The organism is Moritella sp. PE36, assembly GCF_000170855.1.
In the GTDB taxonomy this organism is placed as follows: Bacteria; Pseudomonadota; Gammaproteobacteria; order Enterobacterales; family Moritellaceae; genus Moritella.
Map to the genome: position 1 here is coordinate 36,323 of NZ_ABCQ01000009.1, position 23,242 is coordinate 59,564.

Genomic DNA, 23,242 nt, shown 5'->3' on the forward strand with positions numbered 1-23,242 from the left:
AGGAACAACAAAGGCAAGGATGCCTTTATCTGCATAATTAAGGCTACGGACAGTCACATGATTTTCACTATAAAACCGTATATCACCGCGTTCTTTTTCTTCGTTATCACACTCTTGCTGTCTGCATGTTCGACAACAACACAGCTCAACTTAGTACAACCACCCCCCCTATTTATCGCACCAACAGGCGTCGCAACAGCGGGAGCAATATCTGTTGATATAACCCCTCCTCCGGGCATGGCGATGGGTGGCTATTCAGTCATGGCGAATAACAGTGTTGGTTTCAGGACTAGGCTCAAAGCCAGGGTGATTTACATTAATGATGGTCAGGGTAACGCGACAGCATTAGTGCAAACAGACCTGACTTCAGCGTCATTACTGTTACACCACAAGGTCGCATTGGCGGTAGCCAGTAGCGGATTAAAAGTAAGTGATATTGCCATCACCGCAAGCCATACCCACTCTGCACCTGCAAACCATTTTGAAAATGATTTTTACAATAAACATATGTCTAGTCAGGCCGGCTTAGATGAACAGTATTTAAGGTTTTTAACCCAGCAAATTAGTGACGGAATAAAACAAGCAATCGTCCAACAACGACCAGCTAAAATAGCCACGGGACGGCGTGATATATACGGTTATAATCGCAACCGTTCTTTAAATGCTTATTTACATAACGATAATATCGACGACATAGACCCTACTGATCCGCAATCCATATTTAGCGCCGTCAATCCCGCATTATATATGCTTCGTATTGATGTAAAAGACAATGCAGGACAGTTTAAACCCCTTGCCGCCTTTGCCAGTTTCTCGGTACATGCAACGGCATTAAGCCCTGCTGTCGACGTTTACAATGCCGACCTATTTGCTTACGCACAAAAAGATCTGCAATGGTACATTCAAGATCAATACCAGACACCTTGGCCTATCGTGCATGCTTTAACAACGGGTACTCAAGGCGATATGGCACCTGCATTACCGGATCAGGGAGATAATATGTTTAGCCATTTTGATGTCGACTGGCCTGCAGCAAAACACTTAGGGAAAGGCATAGGTGAAGAAGCCATTAGTCTGTTTAACTCCCTCTCGCCCCGGCTAACCAGTATCATTAATGTGACCACAGCAGCAAGAGAGATAAATATTCAACGCGATAATACCATTGCTAATATCACGCTTTGTCAGTCGCCAGCGGTCGGCGCGCCCGTAGCCAGAGGAGCCTATGAACGCCGTACTCCCTATCTTGGCTTAAACCCATTTTTCCATGGCGGCAGTTGGTTTTTTAACGATGGTTGCCAGGGCAATAAAGCCTATCTCGGTTATAAATACCCACAACAATTATTCGCGCCCAGTGAAAGCTTCCCCAATACCGTTTTATTCCAACTCATCAAGATTAACGATGCTGCCATCATACCTTTACCTTTTGAAGTAACCACAGAAGCTGGACGACGTATTGCCAACAGTGTGGCAAACGCTTTTAGCAATAGCTACAACAGCACTAACACCAACAACAGGAATAACCCCATCGAACATCTTTGGGTGACGAGTAATGCCAATGGTTACTTTGGTTATAGCACCACCGAGGAAGAGTACTCCCAGCAATATTATGAAGGCGGGCATACGCTTTATGGAAAGTATACAACTGCCTATCTTCGTGCCCAATTAAACGCCTTGGCTCAAGACATGCAGCACAATGCCATCAACAACAGCATCAATGAAATCCTGCCCGAATGGCGCTATGATGTGGTCGTTAACTCGGCGTTACCTCATCAAAAAAAGAGCTTAGGCCGACGGACTGTTCACGCACAACCCAGCCTGAAAATAATAACGAATGCGCAAGGCATATCGAACTCAGATAACAGCCAAGAAAACTACGTCGTGTTTGAATGGATTGATGTTAATAGCACTGAAATATCCTTTCACCTGCCCCTCGTTAAAATACAACAGAAACAACAAGGTAAATGGAAAAACATCAAAAAAGGCCTAATGCCGATTTCGGATGAAGGTTATGATATTGAAATCCGCTACCTCACTCATACCGACCATAATATGGGCATATACCAAGCACGCTGGTATAACCCAATAGCAGGACAAGATTATCGTTTCACGATTGCAGCACGACAATCACACCCAGAACTCCATTCAGCATTATTTACCGTAAATAGTGCTATTAAACAATATTAACGCTCCTTTTCAGGTTTACGGCTACCGAAAATTAGAATTTATATTAAACTCATTAAAGTAGGGTGAGTTATCAGTTGGACACGGTGGCAGCACTCACTAAGGAGTATGATATGAATAATAGTGATCTCATCTTTATCGCATTTTCCATTATTACCCTGATAAATGTCGCACGGGCGGTATCCTCGTTACGTTGCCTATTATATCGAATGAAAGACATTGATCCGCTACTTTACCAACGTGTTAATGGACGCGTGTTTTTTAATACTGAGGGCAATTACAGCAAACAAATGCAACTATTCCATTACATTCGCCGCAATGAACATTTGCATCATTTTGACGAATATTTTATTTATCGTTGCAATAAGGTAAAAAAAATATTTACCTTGGCCAGCTATCTCGTTGCTGCCAATATTCTCCTCATTCCGGCATTAATGTACCTCGATTTATAATATCGATACATTAAATATAAAATGCTGAATAGCCTCAGCAGCGAGTATGCTTAAAAGTCTATTTTTATGCCTAAGCTCGCTTCTAACTTAATATCCACATCTTCTAGAACATACAAGCTCGGGCCCAGTTCGCCATAAAATATAACTTGCTCAAATGGCTGCTGAAAACCAATACCAGAGCGCACTGCTATTTTATGCTTATGGTGATCAACAATTTGTCCCCCTAAAAAAACATATAGAGGGGCCAATTTAGGTTTCTTCAATAATGCTGCAACACTGAAAGTCTGATCAACCGCAAAGCCAAAGTCTTTAATACCTAAAGAGAATCGTAAGTTATCCTGCTGATACTGAAAACCTGACATTGGACTACCCAAAAATATACCCACTTGTTGTTTAGAAAAACTATTCAATGGATAAATCAGAAACAGTATAAACATGATGTTAATCATACCATTAGCCATAAATATTACCTCTTACAACCTATTATTTAGCATATGCTGCGTGAATTAAATTAAAACGATATATAAAAGCCTAGTTGCTAACGGCTAAACCTGCTATTCAGCTGAAGTTTAAAATGCACCTCGACTAAACCGACCAGTTAACCTATTTATAAAAATATCGTATTGATCGTGGCAATCCAAAAATTCAGCAGTAATATAATAAATCATACGACTGTTTAAATTCCTTGTTCAAATAAATTTAGGTTAAATAGGTTTTTGTAACAAGTATGTTGCAACAAAATAAGAAACTAGGTGTCACCTTATATTCACAACACAACTTAATGGTATAGGAAGAATTATATGTTATCGGATACTGCTATAGAAAAAATCGAATTGAATGGAATCAATTGTATTGCTGATTTGATACAAGACACATGTGAAGAATATGCGAATAGACCTGCTTATACCTGTTTAGGTAAAACCCTTACTTTTAAAGAGATTGATCAACTCTCTGCTGCCTTTGCATCTTATTTACAAAACCATACCGACCTAAAGCCCGGTGATAAGATTGCGATCCAATTGCCAAGCATTACCCAATTTCCGATTGTTGCTTATGGTGCAACTCGCGCAGGATTAGTATTAGTCAATACCAACCCGCTATATACCCCAAGAGAAATGTTACATCAATTTAACAACTCTGAAGCCACTGCATTAGTTATCTTATCTGACCTACTACCCGTCGCAGAGAAAGTACTACCTGATACCAACATCAAGACAATTATTACTACCCACGCAGCAGACTTACTCGCGCCACAAGAACAAGGCTCTACGCAACTAGACACCATTTCATTACTTGATGCTATTGCACTCGGTAAAAATAACCCTTACGTACCCGTTGCTTGCGACATGGATGATTTAGCCGTTTTACAATACACCGGCGGTACCACAGGTTTATCAAAAGGCGCAATGCTAAGCCACCGCAATGTATTAAGTAATACTATTCAAACGAAGAATCGTTTGACCAACGAGATCGCAGAAGGCGAAGAAATACTGATATCGCCATTACCGCTGTATCATATTTACGCATTTAACATCACCTTATTGCTGTACTTCAGTACGGGTGCTCACACCGTATTAATTCCCAATCCGCGTGATATGCCAAGCTTTGTAAACGCCATCAAAGACGTGAAATTCACCGCTATTTCAGGGCTAAATACCTTATTTGTTGGTTTATGTACCCTACCTGAATTTAAAGCATTAGATTTCAGCTATTTAAAAATAACAACCTCGGGTGGCACCGCGCTCACTAGTTCAACCGCCAAGTTATGGAAAGAAGTGACTGGCTGCGACATTTGTGAAGGTTATGGCTTATCTGAAACATCGCCAGTTGTTACCTTCAACCGCCCAGGAGAAACCTTAGTCGGCTCTATTGGTGCAGCCTTACCAGGTACTGAAATTAAGCTACTTGATGACAATGATAATGAAGTCGAGGCCGGTCAAGCTGGTGAATTATCTGTTCGCGGTCCACAAGTGATGCAAGGTTACTGGCGTAGTGAAGCAGCAACAGCCGAAGTCATGACTGATGATGGTTTCTTCAAAACAGGTGATATTGCAGAACAATTAGACAATGGTTATTACAAAATTGTTGATCGTAAAAAAGACATGATCATCGTATCTGGTTTTAATGTTTATCCTAATGAAGTTGAAGAGATCTTATCAAATCACACGGGTATTTTAGAAGCCGCCGTGATTGGTGTACCACTAGAGAAAACCGGTGAAGCCGTTAAAGCCTTTATTGTCAAAACTAAAGACAACCAAGACCTTAAAGAACAAGATGTCATTTCTCACTGCAAAGAATTTTTAACTGCCTACAAAGTACCGAAGCAAATTGTGTTTATGGATGAATTACCAAAAACAGCGGTTGGCAAAATTCTACGTCGAGAGCTGCGTACTGTTTAGTTAACAGTGAACAAGGTACTTTATTAGCAAGATACTGAATTAACAAGCTATAGTATAAGCACTCAACATCAGTTTGAGTGCTTAAATGTCACCACAAACAACGCCCCACCCAATTCACTCGTTTTAATTTCTATTTCCCCTTTCATGGTCTTAACCGCCGTATTCACAATCGCTAAACCTAAACCAAAACCACCCGTTTGCCGACTTCGACTGTTATCTAAACGGGTAAATGCATCTAATACTTGCTCACGTTGCAGTGGGCAAATCCCATCGCCATCATCTTCGACAATAATACAGCAACAATCAGCATACTTTTTAAGCGTGAGTTTAACGTTTGAGTCTGCGTATAAACAGGCATTCTTTACAAGATTATCAACAATAAGCTGAAAGTAGCGCGGGTTGCCATCAATACTCACCAAATCAATACTTGATGAAATGCAGACATGAGGGTATTGGCGCTGAAATTCACTTTCACGTGATTTCATCAAACAGCTTAAATCAATGGTCTTATTTATTGACGACGGATTATGTTCAATCGTTTGTAACATCAAAATATCATTAGCCAAAGCTTCCATTTCGACTGAGTAACGACTTAAATCATGATGTAACGCTGTCGTATATTCACTATGTTGTTCATCACTTAATAAACCCATCACCAATTGAATACGCGTTAAAGGCGTACGTAATTCATGAGCAATTGCATTAGCCATTACACGTTGTTGGTGCTGTGAATGCTGCAACGATTCAGCCATTTTATTAAAACTTGCCGCCATTTGATTCAAAGGCGCGGGAATTTTATCATTGACTCGGGTATCTAGATCCCCCTTTGCCAGCGCTAAACTAGCAGCACTTAACCGATAGACATGATTGGATATATTTCTAACGGTCGAATACAGCACTAAAGCGATACTTAAAAAGATAAAACCTAATAAAAATAACTCAGCATAATCATCTTCCCAATCTTCAGGGCCATCTATCGGGTACATAGTTTCAGAACTATCAATGATGAGCAATAGTCCATCATGATGCGGAAGGACCACGGCAAGACGATCATCTTCCTCATCATGCTTGTATACAAATACCCCCCACTTGCCTATGCCAGCAGGTAACGGGGGATAATTTTTATTGGGTTCTATATCAACCACATCCAATAACTCATGTTGTTGATGATAGAGTAATGCTTGTTTCATCGAGATATTTTCAATGGTAAAGCCAGTAAATCGGCTCAATAGATCAACTTCCATATTCCAACGCTCGGTATCTTCGACAAAATCATCAAGTAACTTAGCCGCAAAACTCGCATCATGGACAAATGTAATATCATCAAGGTTCTCGTAGTAATAATCCATCGATATACTAACAAGGACAATACTGCCAATAATGACAGCGGTCACACTGATATACAGCTTGAAAAAAAGCGTATTCGGCGAATTTTCACTGATGAATTTCTTCAGTTCGGGAAACATATCATTGCTTAACAAACAGATAACCCTTACAACGAATTGTTTTGATAATTTGATACGGTGCCACATCATCTTTTATCTTTTTACGTAAGCTTGATAAACGCATATCCAAGGCTCTGTCCAAGCCATCAAATTCAACGCCTTTTAATGCACGATAACACTCATCTCGACTGACAATTGTCCCCGCTTGTTTGGCTAAATATTCTAACATTTCATATTCTGCACCCGTTAAGATGATCTCTTCACTATCACGCATCACCAATCGCTTCAAGGTATCGATGGTTAAACTGCCGGTATGATTTAGCGCACTATTGTTGTTCTTAGTTCTGTTTTCACGGCGTAAAAATGCTTCGATATGCGATAACAAAATATGTGGTCGCAGAGGCTTGTGTAAATAACCGTCGGCCCCCGTATCTAACGCTGCAATTTCGGATATTTCTTCACTGCAAGCGGTAAGCATGATAATAGGCCCGCTATAGTGCTCACGACTTTGCTTACATACTTCGATACCGTCCAAACCTGGCATCATAATATCCAATACCACGAGGTCTGGTTGCAACCGGACGATGTCAGAGAGCCCATCAATGCCATTATTACTGAGCGATACTTGGTATCCTTTACTGCGTAAAAACATGTCAAGAAGGCGACAAATCTCTAAATCATCTTCAACAATTAAAATGTGTTTTTTGTCATCTTCTAACATGTATCAGGAAACCTTATGTCATTATCAATTAAGTAAAGCAGTGTTATAACAAATTTATTTATGAAATCACAATATATAACTATGAAATTAGCAAACCTCTTTGTTCCATGATATGTGAATAACAGCGTTATCATATAAAACCAAGCAACAACATTCAGTCTCTAATTTGTCAGTTTTGTAAGCTTTGTCAGTACTTAATAAGCTTTCGGTCAGCATTTTTATAAACTACTGTAATTTTATCAGTGTTCACTGACGTAATATCTATACAGATTTTATTATTGCGCTAAAATAGCGTGAGACAGTGCTAACGATTTTTCTTCAGATAAGAGTAAACATGCTTTCAGATAAGAGTAAAAAAGCTATTCGTGATGTTTATCAAAACATCCGTGATTCACTACCTGACTTCGTAGTCCGACGATCACAAAATATCCTTGTAGCTGAAATGGCAAAAACCCTCGCCGGTAATTTTGATAAAAACCGCCGTTTGATTATTGCTGAAGCAGGAACAGGCACAGGTAAATCATTGGCTTATTTGATTGCAGGGATCCCACTCGCTACCGAAGCGAAACAGACGTTAGTCATATCGACTGCAACGATCGCCTTGCAAGAGCAGTTATTGCACAAAGAGTTACCTTTCTTTCGCCGTCAATCTGGACTGCAATTTGAGTTTGCCTTGGTAAAAGGTCGCCAACGTTATTGCTGTGAACAAAAACTGGCGATGCTTGCCAAAGCCGACGATCAAATGGAGCTGCTTGCTGACTTAGCGACGATACCGAAAAAGCGCGACTTACAACTTATCAAGCGCTTGTTTACTGCTTATGCTGCAGGAAAATGGAAAGGTGATATCGATAGCTGGCCAACTCAGATCCCCGATGATATCTGGCAATTAGTCGTATCTGATCGTCATAGTTGCAGTAAATCATTTAGTGCACACCGTAACTGTCCGTTTCATAAAGCGCGTGAAGCCTTAGACCAGTGTGATGTACTCATTGTTAACCACGCATTATTATTGGCCGATTTAGAGCTCGGAGGCGGTATTATTTTACCCAAGCCTGAAGACTGCTATTACGTACTTGATGAAGCCCATCACTTACCGCGCATTACGCGAGACTTCTCGTCAGCACATGCGTCAGTGTTAGGTGCGAAAGCTTGGTTACAAACCATGGCAGTAGCAATGCGCCAACTCACCCAAGCCATTGCGTCAAGTGAGATATCGGATCCGGTCACTAAACTGCTCAGCTCAATCAATAGCATCAATAAAGAGCTTACCAAGATCCACAGTTTAATGGCGGCCAATGACAACCAATTTACCAACGATTCATGGCGGTTTGCCGATGGTGAACTGCCTGAAGCATTAGCTGAATTAGCGGCAAACATGAATCACGAAACCAAACGAGGCGTGAGTCAAACTGCTAAAATCATTGATATTCTGGCTGAACAATTAAAGCAAGATCAATTACCGCAAGCCAAAGCGAACAAACTCATTGCCGAGGTTGGTTTCTACTTACAGCGTATCGAAAATCTCCATCAAGTGTGGAACATGCTGATTAAAGAAACCAAAGGTACACCACTGGCAAAATGGGTTGAGAAAAGCGGCAGCCGCCAAGACGATCATGTCTTTGCTGCCAGCTTGATTGATGTTGATAGTAAGCTAGAACACATGTTGTGGTCGCAATGTGGCGCAGCGATCTTAACCTCTGCAACATTAACCTCACTCGGTAATTTTAATTATTTCCGCCGCCAAGTTGGCTTATTGAATGATGAATCCACCCAGCATCTGCAACTCGACTCACCGTTTAATTTTGAACAAGCAGAGCTGTATATCCCTAACTTAGCACTGGCACCAAATGAACCAGGCTTTACTGAATTATTAGGTGAAAAACTCCCTAGCTTGTTACCAGACAAAAAAGCCTCATTGGTGTTGTTTAGCTCGTATCGTCAAATGAACCAAGTAGCAGAAATTATTCGTAGTACCACTCAGCTGGAGCTATTGGTACAAAAAGAAAGTTCACGCAGCGAGCAATTAAAAAAACACGCCGAAAATGTCAAAGCCAATAAAACCAGTATCTTATTTGGTACTAGCAGCTTATCTGAAGGGCTTGATTTACCCGGTGACCTGCTCACCAATTTAATTATCACTAAGATCCCATTCTCAGTACCCACCTCGCCAGTAGAGGAAGCGCAGTCAGAATGGATCACCAAATCGGGCGGTAATCCATTCATGCAAGTGTCGGTACCCGAAGCCAGTAAAAAATTGATCCAATCTTGTGGCCGATTGCTGAGAAAAGAGAAAGATTCTGGTAGAATCACGCTACTTGACCGTCGAGTTATTAGTAAACGCTATGGACCAGCATTACTTAATTCGCTTCCCCCTTATAAAAGAAATATAGAATTTTGATGTTAGAGCTTGGTTTAGAACCTTCAGTTTTTATAATTTTATGCAGCGTTGCATTAGTTGCTGGTTTCATTGACGCTATTGCAGGCGGTGGTGGTTTATTAACAGTGCCCGCATTACTCAGTGCTGGCCTACCACCACACTTGGCATTAGGTACCAATAAACTGGCTGCAAGCTTTGGCTCATGCGCTGCAGCTATTACCTTCTATAAGAAGCGTTTGTTCAATCCCAAATTTTGGTGGCGATCATTTGTATTCACAGCCATCGGGGCAATATGCGGTACCCTCGTTGTTAACGTCATCAGCACTGCTTGGTTAGACAAGTTATTACCGGTGATTATTATCTTTACGGCTATCTACTCTATCTTTAGCAAAACCCAAGAACATACTGGTGAAACCTTGCCCGATGATAATCCCGCGCTGCATAAGAAACAGGGCTTACAGGGTTATATTATAGGTTTCTATGACGGTGTAGCAGGGCCAGGTACCGGTGCATTTTGGACCGTGTCAACGATGGCGTTGTACAAACTCAATATTCTGTTTGCTTCGGGCGTTGCTAAAGCAATGAATTTTACCAGTAATTTCACCTCACTACTGACTTTTATTTATCTTGGTCATATCAATTGGTATCTGGGTTTAAGTATGGGGTTATGTATTATGGTAGGCGCTATTGCTGGTGCGCATACCGCTATTCATTTTGGTGCTAAATTCATTCGCCCATTATTTATTACTGTGGTGATCATTATCGCTTGTAAACTGGCTTATCAAGCATGGCTACAATAAACCGTCAGCAGCAACAGCTAAACCAACTCGCTCAGCGTGTTCAACAGCTGAGTGCGTTGAGTAAGCAAGTCAACTCGAATCACACCGCTACGATCAACTATAAATTACGTGATCGCGCCTTGTTCTATCCGGGGTTATTCATCAATAAAAATCACGATATTCATCAATACGTGGCTGAATTAGAAAAAAGCATGATCCGTTTGCAGCATTGTTTTGATAAGAGTTTTGATAAACCATCAATATCATCCTCAAACGATACGTTATCAATAGAACAAGTATTATTAGAAAAGGTCGCGCATCAATTTAGAGCGATTAACGGCGTATTACAACAGTGTCATTTTAGACGTGGTGAAGTAAAAGAAGAGCCGAAGAATTACGATGTGATCGCGAAGAAATTATTGCAGAAATCACACTATTTATATCAAAAACTAGCGCAACAAATAGACTATGAACGCCGTTTGCAAGCAATTATAGATCAGCAACGCGAGCCACTTCAATTGCAGCAAACGAAGCAAAGGTTACAGCGTTGTCAGGTCGCGACAGCAAAAGTTCGCCAGCAATTACAACGCTATGAACAAAAGAAAGACCTTAGCTAGTTTAGCTCTAGCCCTAGAAGTAAACCAATTAAATAAGTTACTAAAATAATGAAGGATTCTTTATCATGTCGCTAGAAAACGCGCCAAAACATATAAAACTAGCAGTAGATCTCATCCAATTACTGGAAGAAAACCAGATGCCGACAGAAACAGTCGTGAAAGCATTAACTATCGTACAGCAAGACTTCCAGCGTAAACTTGAAGCTGAAGGCAGCTAAGCGCGATTAACAACAGCAGTCCTGCATTACTTTGCGATTGTGATGGCGTAATCGCCAGCCACCAACTCTTCAATAAACGCCGATGGTTTGTCTTTATTACACAGCAAATATACCTGCTGACGCGCGCGTGTTAACGCAACATAAAACAGTCGGCGCTCTTCAGCATCAGGGACACCAGTGGGTTCCGGTTGTAATATTAGCGAAAATGGATGACGACGTTTATGACAAGGGAAACCATGCTCTCCCGCTTCCATTGCTAATACGATGACATTATCGGCTTCCTGCCCTTTCGAACTGTGCACCGTCATTGATTTTATATCTAACTGCGGATATTGCGTGGATAATGCCGTCAGCGTCTTGCTATCAGGTAGTTGAAAATTAAAACGTGCCAGTAATAGCACCGATTTTTGTTGGCCTTCGCCTTTACTTACACCTTTATTAGCCGCCGCTAATTGGGTTAGTTTCTTTTCCAGCAATAATGTCGCTGCATCATCTTGCTTGTTACTACTTTTATGATCGTTACCAAGCTGATAATAACTGACCTGTATACAGGCCTTCTTGGCTTTCGTATGCGTGGTTATCTGTTTATGCATTTGCTCTGAATTCGCCATCACAAACTTACTGGCAACCGCACTGATCTGATCGTTAAAGCGAAATGTTGTATTAAGTGGTAAAGTACTGGTGATACCAAAATAATCACTGAAACGCGTTGTCACCGCAATATCACTGCCTGCAAATTGATAAATAGCCTGCCAATCATCACCAACACAAAATAGCTTACTGTCATCGTGTTGGGTTTGTAAGTGTCTAACTAAGGTTGCGCGCGCTTGCGAAATATCCTGAAATTCATCAACAAGGATATGTAACCAAGGAGAGCTAAATTGACCATTACGCACATAATCACTTGCCTTAATGATCATTTCATCAAAATCTATCTCATTGCTTTCGTCTAATTCATGCTGGTAATGAGTAAGCAGTATCTCCACAATCTCATGCGTTAATGCGGCAAAGTCGGTATCAGGTAACGCATTTAATTTTTGCTCAGATTTAACTGTAAGGGTATTTTTATATAGCATAGTCAATTCGACCAGCTGACCTAACAGTTTTTTATAACCGCCTTTACCTGCCAATAACCGTTTCACCTCGGCGTCATGTTTATCATCAGGCAGTTTGCCTAACCAAGCTACATACGCGTAGCAATACTCGCTAAACAAGTTATTAAAGTTAGTATCGAGCAATTCTTTATCAAGTAGCTCTTTTTCAAGTAACTTTTTATCAAGCAACCGTGTGCTGATGATTTGTTTGAAAAACTGCTGCTTGGCACTATCACTACTGGCTAACTTACTGACTTTCGGCCTTTCATTATCCACCTGCTTAATAATATCTAACGCTAAGGCATGGAAGGTTTTCACGGTTATCTTGGCATTGGGTAAGCGCTCGGCAAGTCTTGTCTTCATCTCTTGCGCCGCATCTTTGGCAAAGGCTAAAATCAAGATTGAATCGGCAGTTGCTTGCTGTGACTCTAATAAATAAGCACAGCGCCCTAGCATTACGCTGGTTTTCCCACACCCAGCGCCCGCTAACACCAAGTTTGCATCATTAGCGACAATGCAGGCATCACGTTGTTGCTCTGTCAGAGGGTGGCGTTCAAGGCCATCAAACAAGCTTTTATAACGTTCCTTGTGCTTATTCATCACTGCTTGGTTATATTTATCTAAATTTTCGACCTGGCTTTGCTGCCAAAAACGTAAACGTGCTAAGGGTAATTTAAGTGCTGCAGGGACTTTATTAATTTTCGGTAATATTTCCAACCAATCAGCCCAAGGTGCTAGCTGGGTTTGTAAAAAAATCCATTTTGAATAGGGTATATACCCCCGTTCGATCACCTGTGTCAGTTGCTGATATAATTCGAGGATATCGGCTTCTTTTCCCGTTAATGCATAGAAATACAAATCATCAATAAGTCCAGCAACCTCAGCCTTGGCAATGCCATTTAACCGCACCCGTTGATTTTCCCAAGACACCACTAAAGTATCAAAAAATGATCCCCGATAATGTTTCAGCCGAGGCTCAAATGTTGCCCAAGTATAGTGGTAAATTTGTTGCTGTTTAGTGGTAAACACAGCACCTTCTGGACGAAATGATAAGGTGCGACAATTCGCCCCTAATAGTTGTGCGAAGGTAGAAAAAGAATAGTCAGGCAATGCAGATAGACTCAATAAAAAACAGTAGGTAAAACATAGCACAAACCCCCGTATTATTTAACTCATGAGGTTAATTTTATCACTAATTTGCAGCATCTTTGACTACTTTAGTTAGATCTTCATCGGCGAGTCTTTCCGACAAGATTTTAGCTAAAGCCACGGTCATCGATAATAAGATATACAGGGGCCAGGTAAAACCTTGTGTCAAAAATGTCCCTGCCACACAAAATGCTATCAACCCAGCAAAAATACCATCGTTACAGGTTACGATAGTATTACGTTCATTAATAGGTAACACTCGGCTCTCTACTTCAGTGCGCCACAACCGTCTAAACAGCAGCGTAATAAGGGTAATAAGCAGTCCTAATCCGACAAACCCCGTTTCAGCTAACACCTGAAACCAAGTACTATGAACAGCATGGTTTTTACCATCCCAATGCGGACTAAAAAAATAATAATTAAGGTAGAAATTATTTATGCCCACGCCCGTAAAGGGGTTATTTACCGCCATACCCCATGCGGCCATCCACGCATAAATACGACCCATTGCGGATTCATCAACCCCTCCTTCTGCAGCACCACCTGACGAGCGGTCGGAAACCCCCGCCATCACTAATAAAATAGGCAATAACATAGCGCCGCCTGCTAATATATATATCTTATTTTTGATCCGTTTAAAGGCAAAAAAGCCCGTCACAGCCATGATCCCCATTAACCCACCACGACTTTGCGTTGCGATAATTGCCCAAAATAAAATAACATACGCAACCGCTAATAATGCGCGATGGAATTTACCTATTTTCGGCTGTAGCAAGTTAGATAAGGTAAACGACATGGGGAACATCAACACTAATGACAAATCATTAGGGTCGCCAATTAACGAGCCTATATCTCGAGAAATAGTTACCCGCGTCCCCTCAACAAGCCCAATCCCTTGTAGTTTATTGCTAATTGCTTTTAAGCCAACCATCACGCCAGCGACCACATATAAATAAGTAGCAATACGAAAATGATGGATAGTACGTACCAGCCAACAGATCGCGATCGTCATCACCCAGACTTTACTTAATACGCCACTAAAGGTGCTAAACGCGGCAGCTTTATTATAAGCAAACATGATCCCAAACGTGGCCCAACCTAAGAATAGACAGACTAAGGTCAGTTCTGTCGACCAGTAAATTTTAATTTTATTGCTTAAGAATATATGCCAACCCAGTACGAAAAAAGACGCTAGCGAAAATGCTAAAGGAATATGTAAAGGGATGAGTACCGGAAAGGCTTCATGAATACGAAAGTAGGAAAAAATAATAAAGGTAATGACAATATAAAATGGGAACCTTAACAACGCAATCAACACTAACGGCGTAACCACAAATACCGCAGGCACTAACCACATTTTGGTTTTATACCACAATAGGCCAACCACAAGGGTTAGTATCAAACTGAGTAGTATTTGTAAACGTGGGTTAGACGTATTGAGATCTATCATTAAACATCCCTGCTTATTGACCTAATGCTGAAGCAACATAATAAGTAAAGCAGGAATATACAAAAGTGAGGTTAGCACAACATAAAAATAATGTTTATTTGTAACAGGTTAGATGTAACGATTCCGTTTCCAAGTTGAAAGCCAACCAGAATGAGGTACTACGCACTGGATAGTGCTAACTTTGCTGTAATTTCTGCATTCAATTAATAAGATCACGCTCTGAGCTGCACTTCAACTTTTATCGCCTAATATTAAATATAACTTCATAATCATAACGATATTAAAGGATGGATATTACATGTTGCCATTTCTAAACAGGGAGTTGAAAACGATTTTAAAAGATACAGATTTTTTATATTGGTGGAATCCAGGTAATAAATATAGAGTAATTCAGAGGGCGTTTAACGTAGGTGATATTTTATCCGCATATATAGTTTGGCATGTTATGCGTGAAAAAAATGAAAAACTTAAAGTTGATAAAAAAATGCTTGCGATAGGATCTATTTTGGATAATGCAAGCGATGGTGATGTCATTTGGGGCTCTGGTTATAATTCAAATAAACAAGATACGGACTATAACTTCACTCAGTTAGATGTTAGGGCTGTTAGAGGTCCTTTAACAAAAATGTTTTTAGAAAATAGAGGAATATATGTTCCTGAGGTATTCGGTGACCCTGGCCTATTATCGTCTAAATATTTTGCTGCATCGGAAGTCAAAGATATTGAGTATCTTATGATCCCCCATTACAATGAAGATAAACATAAATTCAACGCTGAATTCATTTTAGAAACAAAAGGTTCCGTCCCCAAATTTATGTCTCAAATAGTAAGAACAAAAAAAGTAATTTCTAGTTCGCTACATGGTCTTATCATCGCTGAGTCGTTTGGCATTCCAGCTGTTTTATTAAAAGATAATAATGGAGAAGGAATTGAGAAATACCAAGATTATTATCTGGGGTCTGGGAGAAGTGATTTTCCAGTTTGTACTTCATTGAACGAGGCGCTATCTGTTACACCAAGCTCTTTACCTGATGTTAATAAAATTCAACAACGATTACTTAATTCCTTTCCCTCTTCTTAACTTTCCATTCACCTTCGCCAAACACTTTTAAGCCCGTTGAATCGATGGCAATATGGCGGATTCGTCTACCCAAAATGTAATCGAGCCCCGTTGAGTTAACGCACGATTATACTCTGGCCAGTTTGTGATTTTGTTCTTCGACTTACTCATCAGATGAACCTTTTTAAATCAGTGATAATGATCGGATCACAAGATTTACGAAAGGTTCCCTGATTTAGTCAACAACGCCAGTTCACATTCTAAGCTTCACTTCCACTTTTATCGCCTAATATTATGTATACATATCGTTACATTGGTTATACATTAAATGTTAAAAAAAGAAGCACTTAATTCATCTAAAAGTATAATATATTTAACGGTTTATATTTCATTGATTTATATATATTATGTTTTCATAATTGTAGATGTGAAGTATTTAAGCAACGTTTTTAACTATGAAAATATGAAATACATTATTGGCGTTACACTTAAAGCCAGCATTAGCACTATTTTCATTTTAATCATATCTTCCATTTTCAAATCAAAATATCTAAATTTGTTGTTATTTATTATTATCAGTGCCATTTCATCAATAACGCTATTCGTTAGTATTAAATATGGTCGTTTTGAACTTGGTAGTTATACCAGCATCATGGAAACAAATACGAAAGAAAGTATGGAAATGTTTAATTCTTTTGACATTCCATTAATTGTATTTCTACAACTTATTATAACGCCGGTTATTTTATTTAAAATAAACCAACATTCATTCGGGTTTAAAAAAAATTTAATTCTAATTTCCACACTAACCTTATTAATTGGTATATCGTCATCTCAAGCTAAGAACAACTCTATATTATCGATTTCTGCTACGGGAGAAGTTGTGCGTACCCCTATGAGTAGAGTTTATTACATTTTATTTAATATGCCCTTATTAAAACCCATTCCCTTATCACACTCATATTCACAATTGAAAGAAATTGAAAATAGCCCGATCACAGTAGAATGGGAAAATATCACGGTTGCAAATGCATCCAAGAGTAAAAATTATGTAGTCATTATTGGTGAGTCAGTACAAAAATCGTCTTTATTCTCATACGGATATCATAGGAAGACGACTAAACCTCTAACAGAAACAAGGGGTATGACCTTAATTTCAGATCCTGTTGCACCGGCCCCCCAAACTGGTATGGCCTTAAGCAGAATTTTAGCCATCAATAATAAACTTAATATTAATAACAACTTAAACATTATCGACTTAGCAAACCTTTCTGGTTTCAATACATTCTGGTTTTCTAATCAAGGTCAGATTGGGGTATATGATAGCCCCATCACTAATATTGCGAAAAGAACAGATTTAACCATATTTCACAATCAGAATTATGAACAAGCAAATTCTGATTTAGTGTTAATCGAGGATTTAGCAACGCATTTAGATGGTAATGCAAATAATATTTACTTTCTTCATATGATTGGTTCTCATTTCGACTTTTGTGAAAGAACAAAAAACGCAATAAAATTAGACGATTCCTATAGAGCAAAATTGAGCAATGACCAAAATTGTTATGATGATAGTATCTTAAACACGAGCATATTTATGAATAAAGTAATTTCTCTGCTCAAATCGACTTCTTTAGATTATGAAGTCATCTATTTTTCAGATCACGGGCTAGTGGATATAGAAAACAAACCATATAAAACACATGGTGTGGGGAATTTATTTCAGAGAAAAGCACTTGAAGTACCCCTTATATTTATTTCCAGTAGCAAAACCAACAGTGACGTTCAAAATACAACATATTACATGAGAGATTTCCCACATACTTTCGCAGAATGGTTAGGCATTACTGCAACACAAATTGATTATACTAAATCTGTTTTCTACCCAGGCATTAAGCAAGAAAAATATGTGCTGAATGATTCTTCAGAAATAATATACTTTACCAAATAGATATTTTAAACATAAGCAAAGAATAGTCGCTACCACGACAAATCAGTCAGGTGAGCAGTTCTCGTTCTTGGTGCCGTGTTTGAAAGTGACACGAGGTTATATAGCCAAGCGACTTCAAGATGCACAATCAGTAAATCAAAAGCAGAGGGTATAAGGCATGACGTCGAAGATTTACCGTTTTAATATAGCATGACATTTATTATTAACCTTCAACAAAAACACCGAATAAAGCGACGCGATTGTCATAAACAATAAACATAATACAATGGTTATTAATTCATTGTTTATCCCACGGGCCATACTTTCCCAAGGCGTTCTTAAGAAGCCATTAACCAAAAATAACGGCATTGAGATCGTGCCAAAAAACATACATGTTTTGAACACCAAACTGCCCTCTTCAATGTGTTTCAATATAAAACTAAAAACAAAGAGCAAGATAATACAAAAAAAGAAATGACTCACTAAGAAGGCATATTCATTAAAATTGCCTGCGGCGAATGCTGCAATTGAAATACCAAACAACCAATTTGGTAAATTTACCGGCTTATCTTGCGCTAAATAAATCCCTAAACACAATACCGGCATGTGACCAATAACGGTAATGAACACACTGACATCACTATATAAATAACCGTTAGTCAGCAACGAAATAGTTATACAGACTAAGCTAATAGCGATTAAAAATACATTTCCAAACCGATTGAACATAGCCAGTATAAATGGAAATATTAAGTAAAATTGAAAGATAAACGATAGAAACCACCAGGGTCCAACTATCGATAAACCTTGATTAGGATAAAAGTTATATAACAGAGATAATTTTAAAATAAGTGGTTTTGAAAGAGGGACAAACCATTCAGCAAACCCCATACCATTATAAACAACATTAAAGGTAAACATAAAAACAAAGTATGACACGATTGCGAGTAAAAACATCGGATAAATTTTTACAACGCGCTCGATAATAAATTTTATATATAACAGCTTATTTTCATTTTTAGCGTATTTTTTCATTAAGCCATAAGCACTTAAAAAGATAAATATCTGCACGCCAAAATGACCGAAATAGCTAAATAGTGCACGAATAATACCAGCGGGCTCAGTGAATAAAATATCAAATAAATTGAGCACTTTTCCCGACGTAAATTCCATTTCATTTTCGCTAGGGGTAGGAAAACGATGCATGAAATTATGAATAGCAATCATTAAGATACCCAAACCTTTTAAAATATTCGAATCTACCTTAGTAATGCCATTCCAAATCATATGCAGGTCCCTTTTATAATTATCACTATAAAACCACAATCATAAACCATACAAATGTAGCAAGGCAGAGGCTCACAAATACCGCGGCAGACCCTATATCTTTAGCACGGCCACTTAACTCATGGTATTCACTGCCAATGCGATCAACCGTGCTTTCAACTGCAGAGTTCAATAATTCAACAATCAACACTAATACGAGGCTTCCAACCAATAATATCTTCTCAACATTAGCCACCTCCAGCATTAATGCAACAGGCGTCAATATCAGCAATAACAGTAATTCCTGTCTTACTCCAGGTTCATATTTAATCGCTGCATGTAGCCCTTGCATAGAATATCCAGTCGCTTTAAATATTCGTTTCAAACCGGTATAACCTGGTTTTCCGCTTTGGTGATTCAAAGGGCGGGATTGCTTCATGAATATCCTCAATAAAATAAGTTACATATTAGAGATAGGATACGAGCAACTATAGAAGATTAGTCTTAGCTCGGTGCGCTCTGGTATTGATCCATATCACTTAATCTGATTGATCATTACACTATATTAAAATGATAGAGCATTTCTGTTGTTACAACATATTAAATATTACCGAGTAACACTTGTTAATATATTTTTGGTCTCAATTAAAGGTATATAACAAAAGATGACAAAGTTGGGGGGAGCCTGCTCTAGACAGGCTTAGTATCAGATTAGTTCGAATCGCCGACATCAAAGGCCAGTGCATACACTAGCCAGCAATGCTTATTTACTCTCAATCGCCAGTGGTATTTCGTCTAACACCGTGGTGCCTTTGGTGACACCATCTGCCAGTTTCAAATATTCACGGGTAAAAATAGGGCGGAATTTATCAGCGTCCATCGCCATGTAATTGTTTAATTGGCGATATAGGGTATACACAAAATTATCCCCAGTCGCAGCACGCTCCGCCGGACTCTTACGTTTAAATTTAAACAAACGCTCATAAGCTTTATCATGGTCGGAATGGCCCATTAATACGATAGACTCGCGCATGATCATATCCGCGACCACAGGTAAACTCGGCGGGAAATCATAAGGTAAACCATTGCTGCGACGCAGTGTTGGGATCTGCTCTGCGACCTTGATAACCGCTTCTGGCGCATATTTGGTAAATGTCAGCTTCCAGATATTAAATTGTGCCGAATCATAATCATAATTAAATGACGGAAAACTACTTGCAAGCATGGTGTACATAGTTGCAATCGCTTCTGTTTGTGGCTGAGTTAAACTAATTGTTTGTTCCATACGCCCTACTATTAAAATTTAGTGTTTAAATGCGTTAATCATCACCGTCGGTAAAACCCGGATCAATAAAGTGTGCTGGTAATGTTTTTAATGGCGCTTGTGTTACCGTTCGCTCATTCATCAAAGGTCGTGATTGTCCGCCGTTTTGCGCTGTCATGCCTACGGTTAACTTACTGATCCCCATATCAGCTAAGGCTTTATTTAAGTTGCTATCTTTACGACTGGCTCTCGACACAGTTTGCTTACCATTCAATGCTAACGATATCAGGCTATGCACACTCGTATCATCTTTAAATAATAGACCAAAAGCAAAGTTAACCGATTGATAATAGGGGTCAACCTGGGCACCATCAATCGCTAATTTAAGATCAGCTTCGGAGAATACTTCCAAGCGCAGTAATAACTTATCACGTTGCTCTGCGGTCATACGTAAATTAATGCCGACTGCAGTCTGGGTACGTTCAAGCCAATAATTAAAAATGCGTAACGCTGGAGAATCAGCTTGGCTGACTTCCATGCTATCCGCTAAACTAATCAGGCTCTCAATATTGCCCGAGTTAGTAAAAATATCATTAAAATTACGGCCCTTATTCACCAAGTCACGGCGATGGTCAACCCCATCTACCGCACGCTTGAGCTCTGCAATAGAATGTAACATTAATAGGCTGTGTAACTTCTCAAAATGGGCTTGCTTTGGCACAATATATTGTGATTGCTGTAAACGTTTAGATCTAAACCAATAGTCATAGACCTGTTTAATATCCGCCATTTTTTGTGGATCTTGCCTAATTTGATGGTAGTTCGGCATAAAACCACTTTGATTTTGGATATGCCTAACGCCTTGGCGGCTGAGCGTTGGTTGAAAAGGCTGACGCGCTTCAGAGGCGGGGTTGTTCATCGGCTTAATACTAGCTGGCGTATTCACCCGATTAACCGCTGATACGTCCTTAATATGCTGTAATTCTGTACTATCAAGTTCATACCAATCAAACGTTGGATTACGACTATTAAGCTGAATACATAACACTTTAATATGTTCGATAGTAAAACCTTGACGCATGAACTCATCACAGCGAACCCGGAATTTACTGTTATTGAAATTCAGCCGTTTCTGAGAATACTCGGCCACTAAGTCAAAAACCTGCTGGAAATATTGCAGGCTTGGATCCACTGCAGACACTGGCGCTGCGACCTGTTCTTTAAAGTCTTCATACATAATGGCATTATTGATGTACAAGCCTGTATCATCTTGCTGAAGATAGTTTTTATTAATCAGTTCAGTAATGCTATGCTGCTTATCAGATTGCAGCGAAAAACGCGAAAAATCCGCAATACGATCTTTATTCTTTTTACATAACATCCATACTAATAAGCGAAATGCAGCATCAGAAAGTGATGATGATTGCGCGATATGATCGGGCACGATAAAGTATGTGCTCTCCATTTTTCTATTCATAACTGTTTAACACCACAATGCCATATTTAATTACAACTGAGCAATACGCTAACCTAAAGTCTACCATAGAAGACTTACTTGCACCTTTTGATTCCTTTGCTTTTTCAGACTTTGTTACTGTTAATCCAGTATCGGCGCTGACAGTAAAAAAAGCAGACCAACTGGTGACAGCTCAAGGTTATGAAATTACATTAGAACTTTTGGAACAAAGTCACGCGCGATATATTATCGAAGCCTATTATGATATCACTGATAACAAAAATATCTATGCGATAAATGAATATGCGCAACCAATCAACTTATTAAAAAATCCAGGCTTCACCCGCATTTGCAGCATCTGCAATACCACCACGAATCGCAGTCAGGGGTTGATATTTAACCATCCGCAACAAGGTGACTTCTGCGCCCATTTAACGTGTGTAAAAAAACGCTTACCCGAGTTAATGCCATTTGTGCATTATTTACAAAAACTACCTGCATTAGTTAAGCATCTTGAACAACTGCAAAACAGTGTATTTAGCCAAAATTATTCATCCGGTGCCCCGCTACGTTTATACTTAGCAATTGTCGAAGACGAAATTCGCCAACATGGTTTTGTCAGTAAACAAGACGCGATCCAGTTTCATCATGACTTTAAGCATGCGAGTTACAACAAAGCAGCTCAGCGCTATAAAACATCGTCATACCCTAAAGACCTGAGTTTTGAGTTTGTAGAAAAAGCCATTTTGTATACCAAGCAAATGAAATCAACCAGTCTAAACGATAAGTTAAAACAGTTGTGTGGACAAAGTGTACTGGCTGAAAATGAACTCGCCACAGCGGCATTAATCATCTCGAATTACATCGTCAATAACCAAGGTTTATTAAGTCATAAATCACCACTAGCAACCGACAAAAAACTCGCATTACATAACGATGGCAGCAATATTAGCGAAACTTTACGCTTAAAAGGCAAACTGGGGGATTATGTACGTTGTCGTATCACAGTTAATAGCTGCAAGTACCAAATTGTGACTAAACGCTACGATATACGGGGTAAAGATGATATCGGTCGCGTGGTGCAATTTAATCATAGCCAATCGATTACTGAAAAATCATACATTTACATCAGTGGTTTTATCTCTAAGTTTTATCAAAATCAATACGGCTATACGGTCTCGGTATTGAAAGGCGTAAAACCATTATCTTCATAGCATGACTAGATCGCTTTTTGTCTGATGCCTAGCACCGCATAATTCCATGAATATAATATACTTTATAAGATCTAGATCGCAATAATTTGATTTCTATTACTAATGCCTCTCATAATACCAATTTATAACTAGGGTTGTTCATACCCAAGTTACTTGGGTATATAGGAATT

Annotated in this window: 19 protein-coding genes and 1 pseudogene; 10 read left to right on the forward strand and 10 right to left on the reverse strand. The window is 39.3% G+C overall.

The window, feature by feature from the left end; translation table 11 throughout:
* Nucleotides 1-57: 57 nt before the first annotated feature.
* Nucleotides 58-2,184: a neutral/alkaline non-lysosomal ceramidase N-terminal domain-containing protein gene (locus PE36_RS07700; RefSeq protein WP_083797988.1), complete on the forward strand. Its 2,127-nt coding sequence runs from the start codon at nt 58-60 to the stop codon at nt 2,182-2,184.
* Between the two features lie 110 nt (nt 2,185-2,294).
* Nucleotides 2,295-2,633, forward strand: coding sequence for a universal stress protein UspB (locus tag PE36_RS07705; RefSeq protein WP_043994254.1), 339 nt, complete (start codon nt 2,295-2,297; stop codon nt 2,631-2,633).
* A gap of 50 nt (nt 2,634-2,683) precedes the next feature.
* Here PE36_RS07705 and PE36_RS07710 read toward each other — a convergent pair whose 3' ends face one another.
* Nucleotides 2,684-3,094, reverse strand: coding sequence for a hypothetical protein (locus PE36_RS07710; protein ID WP_006031426.1), 411 nt, complete (start codon nt 3,092-3,094; stop codon nt 2,684-2,686).
* 339 nt (nt 3,095-3,433) lie between these two features.
* Between PE36_RS07710 and PE36_RS07715 the strand changes: the two genes are divergently transcribed.
* Entirely contained in the window at nt 3,434-5,032 is a 1,599-nt protein-coding gene (locus PE36_RS07715) for an AMP-binding protein (RefSeq protein WP_006031427.1), read from the forward strand.
* Between the two features lie 68 nt (nt 5,033-5,100).
* Here the strand turns inward: PE36_RS07715 and PE36_RS07720 are convergent, their stop codons facing one another.
* Both PE36_RS07720 and PE36_RS07725 read right to left on the reverse strand, forming a co-directional pair.
* Nucleotides 5,101-6,513, reverse strand: coding sequence for an ATP-binding protein (locus PE36_RS07720; protein WP_157517768.1), 1,413 nt, complete (start codon nt 6,511-6,513; stop codon nt 5,101-5,103).
* Nucleotides 6,500-7,198: a response regulator transcription factor gene (locus PE36_RS07725; RefSeq protein ID WP_006031429.1), complete on the reverse strand. Its 699-nt coding sequence runs from the start codon at nt 7,196-7,198 to the stop codon at nt 6,500-6,502. Before PE36_RS07725 ends, PE36_RS07720 begins: the two co-directional genes overlap by 14 nt.
* Before the next feature lie 334 nt (nt 7,199-7,532).
* On the opposite strand from PE36_RS07725, the gene dinG reads away from it, so the two are divergent.
* The 4 genes from dinG to rsmS all read left to right on the forward strand — a co-directional run bounded on the left by dinG (nt 7,533) and on the right by rsmS (nt 11,189).
* On the forward strand, nt 7,533-9,596 hold the full coding sequence (gene dinG, locus PE36_RS07730) for an ATP-dependent DNA helicase DinG (RefSeq protein ID WP_006031430.1): 2,064 nt from the start codon (nt 7,533-7,535) through the stop codon (nt 9,594-9,596).
* The gene (locus PE36_RS07735; protein ID WP_006031431.1) at nt 9,596-10,375 is read left to right on the forward strand and encodes a TSUP family transporter; all 780 of its coding nucleotides are present in this window, start codon (nt 9,596-9,598) and stop codon (nt 10,373-10,375) included. Before dinG ends, PE36_RS07735 begins: the two co-directional genes overlap by 1 nt.
* A complete protein-coding gene (priC, locus tag PE36_RS07740; RefSeq protein ID WP_006031432.1) occupies nt 10,363-10,971 on the forward strand; it encodes a primosomal replication protein PriC in 609 nt (202 codons plus the stop codon). Before PE36_RS07735 ends, priC begins: the two co-directional genes overlap by 13 nt.
* Nucleotides 10,972-11,036: 65 nt before the next feature.
* Nucleotides 11,037-11,189 carry a pleiotropic regulatory protein RsmS gene (gene rsmS / locus PE36_RS23965; RefSeq protein WP_006031433.1) on the forward strand — a complete coding sequence of 51 codons (153 nt, stop codon included), beginning with the start codon at nt 11,037-11,039 and terminating at the stop codon, nt 11,187-11,189.
* 26 nt (nt 11,190-11,215) lie between these two features.
* On the opposite strand, the gene PE36_RS07745 is transcribed toward rsmS, so the two are convergent.
* Nucleotides 11,216-13,408, reverse strand: a complete 2,193-nt coding sequence (locus PE36_RS07745; protein ID WP_006031434.1) for a UvrD-helicase domain-containing protein — start codon at nt 13,406-13,408, stop codon at nt 11,216-11,218.
* A gap of 67 nt (nt 13,409-13,475) precedes the next feature.
* On the reverse strand, nt 13,476-14,882 hold the full coding sequence (locus PE36_RS07750) for an O-antigen ligase family protein (RefSeq protein WP_006031435.1): 1,407 nt from the start codon (nt 14,880-14,882) through the stop codon (nt 13,476-13,478).
* 484 nt (nt 14,883-15,366) lie between these two features.
* Between PE36_RS07750 and PE36_RS07755 the strand changes: the two genes are divergently transcribed.
* The gene (locus PE36_RS07755) at nt 15,367-15,963 is read left to right on the forward strand and encodes a polysaccharide pyruvyl transferase family protein (protein WP_369751262.1); all 597 of its coding nucleotides are present in this window, start codon (nt 15,367-15,369) and stop codon (nt 15,961-15,963) included.
* A 51-nt stretch (nt 15,964-16,014) separates the two neighbouring features.
* On the opposite strand, the pseudogene PE36_RS24710 reads toward PE36_RS07755, so the two are convergent.
* Nucleotides 16,015-16,113 (reverse strand): annotated as a pseudogene (locus PE36_RS24710) (IS5/IS1182 family transposase); the annotation flags it as partial.
* A gap of 157 nt (nt 16,114-16,270) precedes the next feature.
* Here PE36_RS24710 and PE36_RS07760 point away from each other — a divergent pair.
* A complete protein-coding gene (locus PE36_RS07760) occupies nt 16,271-17,893 on the forward strand; it encodes a phosphoethanolamine transferase (protein ID WP_006031437.1) in 1,623 nt (540 codons plus the stop codon).
* 171 nt (nt 17,894-18,064) lie between these two features.
* Here PE36_RS07760 and PE36_RS07765 read toward each other — a convergent pair whose 3' ends face one another.
* The 4 genes from PE36_RS07765 to PE36_RS07780 form a co-directional block, all read right to left on the reverse strand.
* Nucleotides 18,065-19,159 (reverse strand): acyltransferase, encoded by a 1,095-nt coding sequence (locus PE36_RS07765; protein ID WP_006031438.1) that lies wholly within the window; start codon nt 19,157-19,159, stop codon nt 18,065-18,067.
* 25 nt (nt 19,160-19,184) lie between these two features.
* The gene (locus PE36_RS07770) at nt 19,185-19,577 is read right to left on the reverse strand and encodes a diacylglycerol kinase (RefSeq protein WP_006031439.1); all 393 of its coding nucleotides are present in this window, start codon (nt 19,575-19,577) and stop codon (nt 19,185-19,187) included.
* 324 nt (nt 19,578-19,901) lie between these two features.
* Nucleotides 19,902-20,423: a hypothetical protein gene (locus PE36_RS07775; protein WP_006031440.1), complete on the reverse strand. Its 522-nt coding sequence runs from the start codon at nt 20,421-20,423 to the stop codon at nt 19,902-19,904.
* A 34-nt stretch (nt 20,424-20,457) separates the two neighbouring features.
* A complete protein-coding gene (locus tag PE36_RS07780; protein WP_232286551.1) occupies nt 20,458-21,879 on the reverse strand; it encodes a hypothetical protein in 1,422 nt (473 codons plus the stop codon).
* Nucleotides 21,880-21,896: 17 nt separating this feature from the next.
* Between PE36_RS07780 and PE36_RS07785 the strand changes: the two genes are divergently transcribed.
* Nucleotides 21,897-23,072, forward strand: a complete 1,176-nt coding sequence (locus PE36_RS07785) for a hypothetical protein (RefSeq protein WP_006031442.1) — start codon at nt 21,897-21,899, stop codon at nt 23,070-23,072.
* The last annotated feature ends 170 nt before the right edge of the window (nt 23,073-23,242 follow it).